12 protein-coding genes are annotated in these 13,365 nt (G+C 61.5%); 6 read left to right on the top strand and 6 right to left on the bottom strand.

Annotated features, from left to right (window positions below):
- Positions 1 to 6: 6 nt before the first annotated feature.
- From AB4K19_RS02465 to meaB, 4 genes are all read right to left on the bottom strand, one after another.
- A complete protein-coding gene (locus AB4K19_RS02465; RefSeq protein WP_375230372.1) occupies positions 7 to 504 on the bottom strand; it encodes a copper chaperone PCu(A)C in 498 nt (165 codons plus the stop codon).
- Positions 505 to 543: 39 nt separating this feature from the next.
- Positions 544 to 897, bottom strand: coding sequence for a DUF2946 family protein (locus tag AB4K19_RS02460; RefSeq protein ID WP_436398933.1), 354 nt, complete (start codon positions 895 to 897; stop codon positions 544 to 546).
- 100 nt (positions 898 to 997) lie between these two features.
- A complete protein-coding gene (gene rpmB / locus AB4K19_RS02455; RefSeq protein ID WP_375230370.1) occupies positions 998 to 1,297 on the bottom strand; it encodes a 50S ribosomal protein L28 in 300 nt (99 codons plus the stop codon).
- Between the two features lie 147 nt (positions 1,298 to 1,444).
- Positions 1,445 to 2,425: a methylmalonyl Co-A mutase-associated GTPase MeaB gene (gene meaB / locus AB4K19_RS02450; RefSeq protein ID WP_375230369.1), complete on the bottom strand. Its 981-nt coding sequence runs from the start codon at positions 2,423 to 2,425 to the stop codon at positions 1,445 to 1,447.
- Between the two features lie 94 nt (positions 2,426 to 2,519).
- Here meaB and hrpB point away from each other — a divergent pair, with 94 nt between their 5' ends.
- Entirely contained in the window at positions 2,520 to 4,958 is a 2,439-nt protein-coding gene (hrpB, locus tag AB4K19_RS02445; protein ID WP_436398931.1) for an ATP-dependent helicase HrpB, read from the top strand.
- 4 nt (positions 4,959 to 4,962) lie between these two features.
- Here the strand turns inward: hrpB and argF are convergent, their stop codons facing one another.
- Positions 4,963 to 5,868, bottom strand: coding sequence for an ornithine carbamoyltransferase (gene argF / locus AB4K19_RS02440; RefSeq protein WP_375230368.1), 906 nt, complete (start codon positions 5,866 to 5,868; stop codon positions 4,963 to 4,965).
- Positions 5,869 to 5,894: 26 nt separating this feature from the next.
- The gene (locus tag AB4K19_RS02435; protein ID WP_375230367.1) at positions 5,895 to 7,070 is read right to left on the bottom strand and encodes an aspartate aminotransferase family protein; all 1,176 of its coding nucleotides are present in this window, start codon (positions 7,068 to 7,070) and stop codon (positions 5,895 to 5,897) included.
- Between the two features lie 254 nt (positions 7,071 to 7,324).
- Between AB4K19_RS02435 and AB4K19_RS02430 the strand changes: the two genes are divergently transcribed.
- The 5 genes from AB4K19_RS02430 to AB4K19_RS02410 all read left to right on the top strand — a co-directional run bounded on the left by AB4K19_RS02430 (position 7,325) and on the right by AB4K19_RS02410 (position 13,340).
- Complete coding sequence (locus AB4K19_RS02430) at positions 7,325 to 8,227, top strand: DMT family transporter (protein ID WP_375230366.1); 903 nt, start codon at positions 7,325 to 7,327, stop codon at positions 8,225 to 8,227.
- 105 nt (positions 8,228 to 8,332) lie between these two features.
- A complete protein-coding gene (locus tag AB4K19_RS02425; RefSeq protein WP_375230365.1) occupies positions 8,333 to 8,899 on the top strand; it encodes a GcrA family cell cycle regulator in 567 nt (188 codons plus the stop codon).
- Positions 8,900 to 8,993: 94 nt separating this feature from the next.
- Complete coding sequence (locus AB4K19_RS02420; RefSeq protein ID WP_375230364.1) at positions 8,994 to 10,616, top strand: thiamine pyrophosphate-binding protein; 1,623 nt, start codon at positions 8,994 to 8,996, stop codon at positions 10,614 to 10,616.
- Complete coding sequence (locus AB4K19_RS02415) at positions 10,600 to 11,808, top strand: CaiB/BaiF CoA transferase family protein (RefSeq protein ID WP_436398929.1); 1,209 nt, start codon at positions 10,600 to 10,602, stop codon at positions 11,806 to 11,808. The genes AB4K19_RS02420 and AB4K19_RS02415 overlap by 17 nt, the downstream gene beginning before the upstream one ends.
- A 182-nt stretch (positions 11,809 to 11,990) precedes the next feature.
- On the top strand, positions 11,991 to 13,340 hold the full coding sequence (locus AB4K19_RS02410; protein WP_375230363.1) for a tetratricopeptide repeat protein: 1,350 nt from the start codon (positions 11,991 to 11,993) through the stop codon (positions 13,338 to 13,340).
- The last annotated feature ends 25 nt before the right edge of the window (positions 13,341 to 13,365 follow it).

Raw genomic sequence — 13,365 nt, 5'->3', positions numbered from 1 at the left:
GCAAAGTCAGTTCGTTGCGCTGTGATCCTTATGATCATGCTTCATCGCGCCGTGATCCGGTTTGCGTTCATTGTCGACCGGTATCTCGACCACAATGTCCCCGGCCTCCTCGAAGGTGAAGGTCACCATGACAGCGGTACCCTGTTCAAGCGGTGCTTCAAGCCCCATCAGCATCACATGGTCGCCGCCACGCACCATCATGTGGGTCGCCCCCGCGGGCAGCGGAATACCACCATCAATTTCGGTCATCTTCATAACGCCGTCGCCCTGATCAATATGCGTGTGCAGTTCAGTACGTTTTGCAGCATCTGAACTGACACTGATCAGCCGGTCATCGGTCGCTCCGGTGTTCGAGATTTCCATGAACGCAGCACCGACGGGCGCATTCGGCCGGGACACGCGTGCATAAGCGTCACTAATGATGATTTCGGTCGCCGTTACGGCGGCGGGAAGCAGGCACAACGCTGAAACAGCAGCGCCACGCAGGAAAGATTGAACAGACATTTTCGTCTCCTGAGTTTTCTGAATTTCCGGTCTTTCGGATCAGATCAGAAAAGGAGGCGCGCGGGAGTGCCGGTGCGCGGACCGGTAACGTATGTGCGGCGCAGCGTGGTCAGCTGCCCAGCGCTGCAGGGAAAACCGGGTTTCGCGCGCCACGGCCGATGCACCCGATACAAGCGCCACAAAAGCAGCAGCGGTACAGTCCGGGCATATATGCGGGGCGGACGTCCGATTGCCTTCGGCGTCTGTGTAAATCGTTACGGTGCTGGTCCCGGTGCAGATGACCATCTGGCCCGTGGCTGCCGTTGCACCACGCGCCACGGCCATACTCTGCCCGGTAAGACCGAGCATCAGGGCCAGCAGGATAGCGAGGAAGGGACGGATCAGATGTCTCACACGCACTGTATATCAGGCCATCAGACGGTTTTACTGTGCCAAAACGACGCGAACCCTGCCCGGGCGGGACAGGGTTCGCAAAATTCAGACTGCAGCCGGATCAGCTGAGTGCTTCAGCCGTGTCAGACGATTTGGCGATCGCTTTTTTGACTTTCAGCGCGTTGGGGGACAGGTCGCTGTCCTTGGCTTTCGCCAGGAACTTGTCCAGACCACCGCGGTGGTCAACTGTGCGCAGTGCAGCGGCAGAAATGCGAAACCGGAAACCACGGCCCAGCGCTTCGGACTGCAGTGTCACATCATTCAGGTTCGGCAGAAAACGCCGGCGTGTTTTGTTGTTGGCATGGCTGACATTGTTGCCAGTCATCGGGCCTTTTCCGGTCAGTTCACAAACGCGTGACATGGGTTCTTCCTTTTCTCTCGCGTCGTCCCGGCGGTCCGGTAAACGACAAAAGGGGGCAGCCTCAGGCCACGCCCCGGAAATTCGTTCGCTCGCTTTAGTGGGAATCGGACAAAGCGTCAACCCGCGCGCAGCGTGTTTTGCCGACTTTCACCCCTGCTTTGACCGCAGGTCAGCTATAAAGCGCTCTGCCGCCGCCGAAGGTGACAGTGCGCCCGCTGTAACACGCTCGGTCAGCGCCTGCAGTACCGCGCGCACCTGTGGCGCTTCAAGCTCCGCGAGCAGCCTGTTTCTGACCTCTTCGCCAAACCAGTAACGGGCCTGCTCTTTTCGGGTTCTGTCCCAGAAACCATTGGCGCGACGCCACTTGATCAGCGTATTCAGATCGCCCCAGACCTCTGCCAGCCCCTGCTCGTTCAGGGCCGACACCATAACTGCTTTTGGGAATCCCTCAGGGTCCTGTGCGCGTTTCCGCAGCAGCCTCAAAGCGCCGGCATAATCTGCACAGGTTCGCGTAGCCGCAGGTTTCAGATCGCCATCGGACTTATTGACAATGATCATGTCCGCGATTTCCATGATGCCCCGCTTCACACCCTGCAACTCGTCACCGCCCGCAGGGGCCAGCAACAGCAAAAAGGCATCTGACATCTCGGCGACCACCGTCTCCGACTGACCAACACCGACCGTTTCGATCAGCACAACGTCAAACCCTGCCGCCTCACAGAGTGCAACGGCCTCGCGCGACCGGCGGGCAACACCACCAAGATGCGTCTGGCTGGGCGATGGGCGGATGAAGGCATTCGGGTCGCGTGACAGACGGTCCATGCGGGTTTTATCTCCCAGAATGGAACCACCGGACCGGCTGGATGACGGGTCCACAGCGAGAACGGCAACCTTGAGGCCCTGACCGGTCAGCATCATCCCGAAGCTTTCGATGAAGGTGGATTTTCCCACTCCCGGCGTGCCGGACAGACCTATCCGCAGGGCCTGTCTGTCCTTCGGCAAAGCCTCCAGAAGGTCGGATGCCATGGCCCTGTGATCGGCCCGCGCGCTTTCAACCAGCGTTATCGCGCGCGCCAGGGCGCGCCGCTGACCGGCCGCAACCCCTTTTGCCAGTTCCTGAATGTCCATGGCCCTGCCCCGCTTGCCTCTGCACGGTTTTCCGCTGTGGCCCGGTAAAAGTCCAGAGCTTGGCGTACCCTGTTGGTTTCGTTATGGACAAAGCATGCGCTTTTCCCTGCCTGTTGACGACATTCTGCCGGAGCTTATCGCGGTTCTGCGCCGCGACCGGCGGGCTGTACTGCAGGCACCACCGGGCGCCGGTAAAACAACCCGCGTGCCACTCGCCATGCTGGAGGCAGGCGTCACAGAAGGACGGATCCTGATGCTCGAGCCGCGCAGGCTCGCTGCAAGGGCCGCGGCTGACCGTATGGCGGCCACCCTGGGGGAAGAAACCGGGCAAACCGTGGGATACAGAATGCGCGGGGCGTCCAGAACAGGTGACAGCACGCGGATCGAGGTGATCACCGAGGGCATTCTGACACGCATGCTGCAGGATGATCCCGACCTTCCCGGTATCGGCGCTGTGATTTTCGACGAATTCCACGAACGCTCGCTCAACGCGGATCTTGGCCTTGCGCTCTGCCTCGAGGTAGCCGGCGCGCTGCGTGATGATCTGATCATTGTTGCCATGTCCGCGACCCTGGACGCGGCCCCCGTCGCAACACTGATGCAGGCGCAGATCCTGACCTCGCAGGGGCGGTCGTTTGACGTGCGTGAACATTACCTGCCACGTCCGCGCGGAAAGACACGGCTGGAACAGGCGGTTGCCGACCTTACCCTTGATGCGCTGTCAAAAACAGAAGGCAGCGCGCTGGTCTTTTTGCCCGGCGAAGGTGAAATCAGGCGTACAGAAGCCCTGTTGCGGCAACATCTGTCCAGTGACACCTCGCTGCATCCTCTGTTCGGCGCAATGGACTTCAAAGCCCAGCGCGCGGCGATAAGACCCGCTGAACAGGGCCGCAAGGTCGTACTGGCCACGTCCGTAGCCGAAACGTCACTGACCATCGAAGGCATCCGGATCGTGGTGGATTCCGGGTTGTCGCGACGCGCTGAGTTCGATCCGTCCTCGGGCATGTCCCGCCTGATCACAACGCGTGTGTCCCGTGCAGAGGCGACGCAGCGGGCCGGGCGCGCGGGCCGCGTGACTGAGGGCGACTGCTATCGTCTGTGGACACGCGGCGAAGACGGCGCGCTGCCTGCTCAGCCCCCGGCTGAAATAGAGGCCGGCGACCTGACCGGATTTGCGCTGGAACTGGCAGTTTGGGGCAGCGCCGCAGAGGATCTGACGTTTGCAACGCCGCCGCATGAGGGTCGGCTGGCTGAGGCCCGCCGCGTCCTCCGCATGCTGGAGGCCCTGGATGAAAATGGCCGTATTACACCACATGGACGCCGTCTTGCCTCCCTGCCCCTGCATCCAAGACTTGCACATATGGTTGAAAAAGGCGGAAGTTCTGCGCCGCTTCTGGCAGCGATCTTGTCGGAACGCGATATTCTGAGAGGCGGGCCCGTTGATCTGGCCATGCGGCTGCGCGCAGCTCAGGATCCGCGCAGATCTGAGGCCGATACCGGCCGCACCCCGGACCGGGCTGCGCTCGCCCGGGTGCGCGAAGAAGCCCGGCGGCTGAAAAACCGGACCAGACCGGATGGCGCCACGAACACCGGCGTGCTGGCGGCCCTCGCCTATCCTGACCGCGTCGGGCTCCGGCGTCCGGGAGATGCCCCGCGTTTTGTTCTGTCCGGCGGCAAGGGCGCAATACTTCCCGACGGCGATCCCTTCTGTAACGAACGGCTGATCGTTGCCACAGACCTTGACGGAGATCCGCGCGAGGCCCGAATACGCCAGGCGGCAGCCATCACCGAGGCCGAATTGCGGGCAACGTTTCCGTACCAGATCGCCTGGCAGAACATCTGCCGCTGGTCCCGCCGGAACGGACGTGTCGAAGCCCGTCGTCAGGAATGCTATGGCGCTCTGATCCTTGACGACCGGACCTGGCCGGATGCCCCTGCAGAGACCGTCGCCCGCGCCATGCTGGACGGCGTGCGCCAGTTAGGACTGTTGCCGGGTCCTGCAGCACAGCGCTTTCTGGCCCGCGCCCGGCTTGTGTGCCGGGCTGACACCTCATTTCCGGATTTTGACACCGTTCACCTGATGGACACGCTGGAAGACTGGCTGCTGCCGCACATCACCGGTGTCCGCAGCACGGCAGACTGGAAAAAGTTCGATCTGTCGGGCGCACTGCGCGCCCGGCTCAGCTGGGATCAGATGCAGCAGCTGGACCGCCAGGCCCCTGCGCACTTTGAAACACCGCTGGGAAACCGCGTCCCGATCAGCTACGAGGACGCACAGCCGCAGGTGTCCCTTCGCCTGCAGGAACTCTTTGGTGTCACGGAACACCCGACGGTCGCCGGGACACCGGTGCAACTCACGCTACTGTCGCCCGCCCGCAGACCCGTTCAGGTGACCGAAGACCTGCCCGGCTTCTGGGCGTCTTCCTACGCGGATGTGCGCAAAGATATGCGCGGGCGCTACCCGAAACACCCCTGGCCCGAGGATCCGACCAAAGCGGATCCGACGCTGCGCGCCAAACCGCGCAAACGCTGAGGCGTCAGCGGCCCAGGCACCAGCGCATGATCGCTTTCTGCGCATGCAGACGGTTTTCGGCCTCGTCAAAGATCACCGAATTCGGACCGTCCATCACCTCGGAGGTTGCTTCATCATCGCGGTGCGCCGGCAGGCAATGCATGAACAGCGCGTCCGGTTTGGCCTGTGCCATCAGCCCCGCATTGACCTGGTAGCCCCGCAGCTGATTGTGGCGACGTTCCCGGGCAGACTGCGGATCATGCATGGACACCCAGGTGTCTGTGACCACCAGATCAGCCCCCTCGACCGCTTTGGCCGGGTCTCTTTCGATCGAATAAAGACCATCGAGCGTAGCTTCCGGATCAAGCGGCGGTGGCCCTGTGAAAGTCAGATCAAATTCGAACTGTTTGGCTGCATGGGCAAAGCTGGCAAAAACGTTGTTGCCGTCCCCGGACCACACAATCTTGCGGCCTTTGATGGGCCCGCTGTGCTCTTCGAACGTCAGAACATCCGCCATAATCTGGCAGGGGTGCGTGCGGTTTGTCAGCCCGTTGATCACCGGCACGGTCGCATATTCCGCCATTTCCAGCAGGGTCGCTTCCTCAAACGTCCGGATCATAATCAGATCGACGTAACGGCTCAGCACGCGGGCCGTGTCCGCGATCGTTTCACCGTGGCCGAGCTGCATGTCAGCGCCGGACAGAACCATGGTCTGGCCGCCCATCTGCCGCACGCCCACGTCAAACGAGACGCGTGTCCGGGTTGACGGTTTCTCGAAGATCAGCGCAACCATGTGATCTTTCAGCGGCTGATCGTCATCCAGCGCACCGCGCGGACGCCCCGCGCGGGCGTTCTTCATTGCGGCAGCATTGTCGATGATGGACCTCAGATCGCCGGGCGCTGTGGTGTGAATATCCAGAAAGTGGTTCATTTCATTTACCTTTTGGAACCTGGCGCTCAGGCAGCTGCGACAGTTTTTGCGGCGGCATCGAGCCGGGACACAGCCTCAGCGAGTTCTTCATCGGAGATGTTCAGCGGCGGCAGCAGGCGGATAACGTTATCCGCTGCCGGCACCGTCAGCACCTGCTCGGCGTACCCGGCAGCGACCACATCTGTGTTGGTGGCGCGGCACAGCAGTCCCAGCATCATGCCACTGCCCCGCACGCCCTCAAACACATCCGGGTTGGACGCAACGAGCCCTTCGAGTTTCTGACGCAGCAGGCCGGCCCGGCGGTTCACGTCGGCCAGAAATTCCGGGTCGGCCACGACCTTCATCACGGCACAGCCCACCGCGCATCCCAGCGGGTTGCCGCCATAGGTTGATCCGTGCGTACCGGCTGTCATACCGGAGGCTGCGTTCTCGGTTGCAAGAACCGCCCCCAGCGGGAAACCACCGCCGATGCCTTTGGCGACCATCATTATGTCGGGTTCGATCCCGGCCCATTCATGCGCAAAAAGCTTGCCGGTACGGCCAACACCGCACTGCACCTCATCGAGGATCAGCAGAATGCCCTTTTCGTCGCAAAGGTCCCGCAGTCCTTTGAGGCACTGATCCGGTACGGGGCGGATGCCGCCCTCGCCCTGGACGGGCTCGATCAGGATGGCTGCCGTATTTTCTGTAATAGCCGCGTCGAGCGCATCGTGATCGCCGAATTCAAGGTGCACAAAACCCGGCAACAGAGGCCCGAAACCTTTGGTCATTTTCTCGGAACCCGCCGCCGCGATGCCCGCAGAGGACCTGCCGTGAAACGATCCGGAAAAGGTGACGATTTCCGTCCGTTCCGGACTGCCTTTGTCAAACCAGTACTTGCGGGCCATTTTCACGGCCAGTTCACAGGATTCCGTTCCGGAGTTTGTAAAGAAAACCGTGTCCGCGAAAGTATGCTCTGTCAGCAGGTCAGCCAGTTCCTGTTGTTTTGGAATCTGGTACAGATTTGAGGTGTGCCACAGCGCACCCGCCTGCTCCGTCAGCGCGTCGACCAGAGCGGGGTTTGCATGCCCTAGCGCGTTCACCGCGATACCTGCACCCAGATCAAGAAAACGTCGGCCATCCGCTTCCACCAGCCAGGAGCCTTCGCCTTTGACGAAGCTCATCGGGGCACGGGAATAGGTCGGCAGTATGGTCGGGATCATCGGATCATCCTTGTCAGGTACGCTCTGGCTGAAGCACGGAACGTGCATGAGCCTCAGGAGCAGGTCAACATTTTTTCAGAAGGTTCAGAGAAAGGGCAAATGCCCCGGTTCACGCAGACGTGGTTCAGGCGCTCAGGCGTCGTCGGTTCAGGATGCGTGTCACAGTTCTCATGCCGACTGCGTAGTACATGTCTTTGCGGAAGAAAAGCGTTTTGTCCCCTTGCGGCATCCTGATCACAGGCGCATAGGGCGGCATGGCTTCCGGCACACCTCAAAATCCCAGACTTGCTGTCCTGCTGATGATGGTGGCGACCGCTTTCATCGCGGCGACCATGCTGCTGGCCAAGGCACTGGGAAGCGATGTCGCCGGACCGGCCCTCCATCCACTGCAGATCACGCACGGACGGTTCGTTTTTGCGTTTGTGACCCTTGGGATGGCGGCTGCGGTTCTGCGCCCTCACATCGCGCGTCCTGACTGGCGTCTGCATCTGGCCCGGACCACATTCGGCTGGGCGGGCGTGACCCTGATGTTTGCCTCCGTGGCCTACATTCCCCTGACAGACGCGACAGCGATCACGTTTCTGAACCCTGTTTTTGCGATGATGCTGGCCATTCCGCTGCTGGGCGAACGGCTGGGCCGCATCAGATGGTCGGCGGCGGCGATGGCGCTGGCGGGCGCGATGGTCCTGCTCCGCCCGACGCCAGACAGCTTTCAGGCCGCCAGCCTTCTCGCCCTCACTGCAGCAGCCGTGATGGGCATGGAGCTAATTTTCATCAAGAAGCTGTCGGGGCGCGAACCGGCGTTTCAGATCCTGCTCATCAACAACTTTCTGGGGCTGGTGTTGTCCTCGCTGGCGGTGATTTCGGTCTGGCAGATGCCCACGGGCCAGCAATGGCTGTTGCTGGCGGCACTGGGTTGCCTGATGGCCATGGCACAGACCTGCTTTGTGAACGCAATGGCCCGTGCGGACGCCAGTTTCATCGCGCCTTTCAGCTACGGCACGCTGCTTTTTGCAACAGCATACGACCTGCTCTTTTACGGGCACATCCCGGATACCATCAGTGTTCTGGGCGCGTCTGTTATTCTTGCGGGCGGCATTCTTCTGGCAATCCGCGAGGCACGCATACAGCCCACGGCCGCCAACAGAACTCATTAACGGTTCACCGCTTGTAACTCGGCGCGTGTTGCTTAAAATAGAGCCCTGACGAATTTACAGAGCGGCCCGCCGAACCGGGGCCGCTTTTGACTTAAGGAATGGCCGATGTCCTGGACCGACGAACGCGTTGAGATGCTCAAAAAAATGTGGGGTGAGGGCCAGTCTGCCAGCCAGATTGCAAAAGAACTGGGTGGCGTGACCCGCAACGCCGTGATCGGCAAGGTACACCGTCTGGGACTTTCCAACCGCGCAACGGCGGCCGCCAAGCCTGAGCCCAAGGCAAAACCGGCCCCGAAGGCCGAAGCAAAGCCCAAGGCAGCCCCTAAACCCGCCGAACCCGCTGCCACAGCACGTGCGGAGCCCGAAGCAGCCCCCAAACCGCTGCCGGCGCGCAAACAGATTATCCCGGCCGGCCAGCCTTTGCCGCCGCAGCCTTCCGCCAACGAAATCAGCCCCGAAGCGCTGGCCAAAGTGTCAGAGATTGAGAAAAAGGCGAAAAAGCTGTCCCTGATGGAACTGACCGAGCGGACCTGCAAATGGCCTGTTGGGGACCCGGCGACGGACAACTTCTGGTTCTGCGGTCTCCCGGTGCAACAGGGCAAGCCTTATTGCGAAGCGCATGTCGGCGTTGCCTTCCAGCCGATGTCCTCACGGCGTGACCGCCGCCGCTGACCGGCAAGACTGAAATCTTTTCAACACAATGGTGAGTTGCGCTCGCGCGGGCATCGTATATGCCCTCTCTGGAAACTGATCCGGAGGAAACCCGATGTCCGCACCTCAGACCATCCGCGCCGCTGACGCCCTGGCACAGCGCCTTTACGATGCCGGCTGCCGTTTCGCCTTTGGCATGCCGGGTGGCGAGGTCCTGACGCTGGTGGATGCGCTGGAGGCCGCGGGCATCCGGTTCATTCTGGCCAAACATGAAAACGCCGCCGCCTTCATGGCTGAAGGTGTTTATCACCGGACAGGCGCGCCCGGCATTCTGGTCGCAACAGTCGGACCCGGCGCGCTCAATGGCGTCAACGCCGTAGCCAACGCCCACCAGGACCGCGTGCCTGTCATTGTGCTGGCCGGAGCGGTCGATGCCGACGAAGCGCAGACATACACACACCAGGTGCTGGACCAGCAGGCCGTGTTCCGCCCGATCACCAAGGCCAGCTTTTCACTGGTGCCCGGCGCTGCTCATGTGATCGCAGACAAGGCCGTGGCCATCGCGACAGAAGGGCGGCCCGGCCCTGTGCACATTGATGTGCCGATCAGCGTCGCGGACACGCAGGTTTCCGCATCTGTCCCTGCACGGCGCGCGGATGCGGCTGTCGTGGCCCCCGCCGGCCCGGACCTCGCCAAAGCGCGTGACTGGCTGGCGGCTGCAAAACGGCCCCTGTTGGTGGTCGGTCTGGACGCCATGAATGACAACGCAGGCGCTCGTCTTGAGGCCTTTGCGACAAAGCACAATGCGCCGGTGATCACGACCTACAAGGCCAAGGGCCTTTTGCCGGAGGACCATCCGCTGGCTCTGGGAGGTGCGGGCCTGTCTCCACTCGCAGACAGACACCTGCTGCCTCTGGTGGAAAAAGCGGATCTGATTATCTGTCTTGGCTACGACCCGATCGAAATGCGCACCGGATGGCGGGATGCATGGGACCCGCGACGCCAGAACGTGATCGACATCACGGCGGAGCCGAACCACCACTACATGCACCAGTCCGGCCTGAATTTCATCGCAGACAGTGTCGCCTCGCTGGAGGCGTTGTCAGACGGGCTGGAGGCCGGAGAAACCTGGACAGGTGGTGAGATCGAAGCCACAGCCCAGGCACTTGCGGCGGCATTCCCAACCGATGACCCCTGGGGACCGGCCAGCGTCATTGCCACCTGCCGGGACGTCCTGCCGCGCGAAACCCTTGCCACCGTGGACAGCGGCGCACACCGGATCCTGCTCAGCCAGATGTGGGAATGCTATGAGCCGCGCGGCCTGACACAATCCACAGCGCTTTGCACGATGGGCTGCGCCATTCCGCTGGCAATGGGCGCTCAGGTCGCCGAACCGGACCGCCCGGTGGTATCTTTCAGTGGCGACGCCGGTTTCCTGATGATCACGGGCGAACTCAGCACCGCTGCAGAACTTGGGCTGAAGACCATCTTTGTGGTGTTTGTGGACGCCTCGCTGTCTCTGATCGAGCTCAAGCAACGCTCGCGGCAGATGAAGAACAACGGCGTGGATTTTGCCCGGCACGACTTTGCAGCAATCGGTCAGGCGTTCGGTGGAGCAGGACACACCGTGACAAACCGCGCAGAACTCGAAGCCGCCCTCAACAGCGCGCTCACTGCGGATACGTTCACCGTTATTGCGGCCGTGATTGACAGAGGTGGCTATGACGGGCGCATCTGACACACCCGGTGCCCTCGACGGGCTGGTGGTGCTTGATCTCAGCCGCATTCTCGCAGGTCCTACCGCAACCCAGATGCTGGGCGATTTCGGCGCAACCGTCATCAAGATCGAGAACCCTAAAACAGGCGGCGATGATACGCGCGGCTGGGGGCCGAACTTTGCGCGGGACGGGAATGGCGGAAAAACCGATCTTTCGGCCTATTTCATGGCGGCAAACCGTAACAAACACTCCGTTGCCGTCGATCTGACCAGTGAGGACGGAAAGCACTTTGTCCGCCAGCTGGCCGCGCGTGCCGATGTGGTTATTGAAAACTACAAACCCGGTGGTCTGGAGAAATACGGGCTGGATCACGCGACGCTTTGCGGCGCACACCCTGGTCTCGTCTATTGCTCGATTTCAGGCTTCGGACAGACGGGCCCTAACCGGGCGCAACCGGGGTATGACCTGATGGCCCAGGGCTATGGCGGGATCATGTCGCTGACCGGTGATCCGGACGGCCCCCCCATGAAAGTGGGTGTCGGCATCGCCGATGTGATGTGCGGCATGTATGCGACAATCGGGATCCTTGCCGCCCTGCGCCATCGCGATGCCACCGGTGAGGGACAGCATATCGATCTGTCCCTTGTTGATGCTCAGATGGCCTGGCTGATCAACGAAGGTACCAACTATCTCACATCAGGGCGCGAACCCGTGCGTCGGGGTAACGCACATCCGAATATCGTGCCTTACGACGCTTTCGCCTGTTCGGACGGTCACGTGCTGATCGCTGTCGGCAACGATGCGCAGTTTGCCCGCTTCTGTGATGCAGTTGGGCTTGCCGGGCTGTCGGACGACGCAAGGTTCACCACCAATGTTGCCAGAATCGAAAACCGCGACACTCTGATTGCGCTTCTTGCACCGGCGGTGGCCACATTCAGCATGTCCGGACTGCTGGAAAAACTGCACAGCGTGAAAGTGCCCGCCGGCCCGATCCACACGGTCGCGCAGGCGCTGAATTCGGATCAGGCAAAAGCCCGGGGCACCGTTGTAGAGGTTCCCGGAGACGGGCTGGAAAACGGTGCTGTGAAACTGCTGGCGAATCCGCTGAAACTGTCCCGGACGCCTGTGATCTACCGCCGGGCTCCGCCCGTTTTTGGCCAGGACACAGCGGGTGTATGCGACATGTTCGGTCTGACGCCGCCAAAAGCGTAACAATCCCGCAGCGACCGGCCGAAAATTGCCGTTTGGCACAGCCTCCGGCTGTATTTTGCTGAAATATTAGCATCTGGCGGACACGTGGCTTCACGTTGGCGTGTGTGCGCCGGCGCATGGCTTCGCCGCGCACGATATTGCGGTAAACAAAGGAAACGAAACGCTAAAGAGGCGCAACCCTGATGAAGTACGATATCTGCCGGAGCCCGGTGTCCCTGAAAACGGACGAGGCTCTTTCGGAATGGAACTATATGGTTCACGCCTTTCTGGCGCACAGCATGGCAACACCAACACATCTTGGCGCCGTTCTGAAGGATGAGCCGGACTTTGCGATGGGCCATGCCGCGCGCGGTCTGTTTTCCATGATGATGGGGCGCCGTGAACTGGTGACTGTTGCCGGCGAGGCTGCTGCCGCGGCGCATACTGCTGCGTCCCGCGGTCCGGTTTCCCCGCGCGAGCAGGCGTGGATTGACGCGTTGGATCACTGGCTGGCCGGAAGCCTCAGTGGCGCAGTGACCGAGATGGAAAAAATCCTAAGCCAGAACCCGGCGGATACGCTGTCGGCCAAGGTAAGCCATGCCATCCGCTTCATCCTCGGGGATGCAAAGGGGATGCGCCGCTCGATCGAACGCGTTCTGGATGCGCACGGCGAAGACCACAAACTGCGTGGTTTTGCCCTTGGGTGTCACGCATTCGCGCTTGAAGAAACGGGCGACTACGAACAGGCGGAAAAAGCTGGGCGTCACGGTCTGGTGCTGGTGCCACAGGACAGCTGGGGCCTGCATGCGGTGACCCATGTCTATGACATGACAGCCCGGTCCGATGATGGCATCCGCATGATCGAAGAGCACACGAGCGCATGGGATCACTGCAATAACTTCCGGTACCATGTGTGGTGGCATAAAGCGCTGCTGCATCTTGATCGTGGCGAAATGGATGTGGCCCTTGGCCTCTACGATGCGCAGATCCGTGCAGACAAAACCGACGACTACCGCGATATTTCCAACGCCACCTCATTGCTCACCCGCCTCGAACTGGAAGGGGTGGATGTGGGCCCACGCTGGAATGAGCTTGCGGATCTGTCAGAAAACAGAACCGAAGACGGCTGTGTGGTTTTCGCGGATCTGCACTATATGCTCGCGCTGACCGGCGCTGACCGGCCCGATGCGGTTGCAGATATGACGGCCCGGTTTGCCCGCGATGCCGCACGCGAAGGTGAGATGCAGTCGCGCTATGCCGATCCGGGCGTCGCGGCCCTCGCCGGCCTCAACGCATTTGCCGAAGGACGCTATGATGCGGCGTTTTCCGATCTTGCCGCTGCCCGTCCCGCTATGCAGACGATTGGTGGCAGCCACGCTCAGCGCGACGTGTTCGAGCGTCTGACAATCGATGCAGGTCTGCGCGCGGGGCGCTATGACGCCACGGAGGCAATTCTCCAGGACCGCCTCGCCCGCCGGGCGGGCAAAGCAGACCGCTACACCACATCCCGTCTTGAGAGCATTTCGCAGGCCCGGCGAATCCCTGCCCAGTGAACGCCACGACCTGATGACAATTCCG

It is taken from the genome of Roseobacter phycocola, assembly GCF_042055075.2.
Classification (GTDB): domain Bacteria; phylum Pseudomonadota; class Alphaproteobacteria; order Rhodobacterales; family Rhodobacteraceae; genus Roseobacter.
This window is presented reverse-complemented; position numbering and strand designations above follow the sequence as displayed.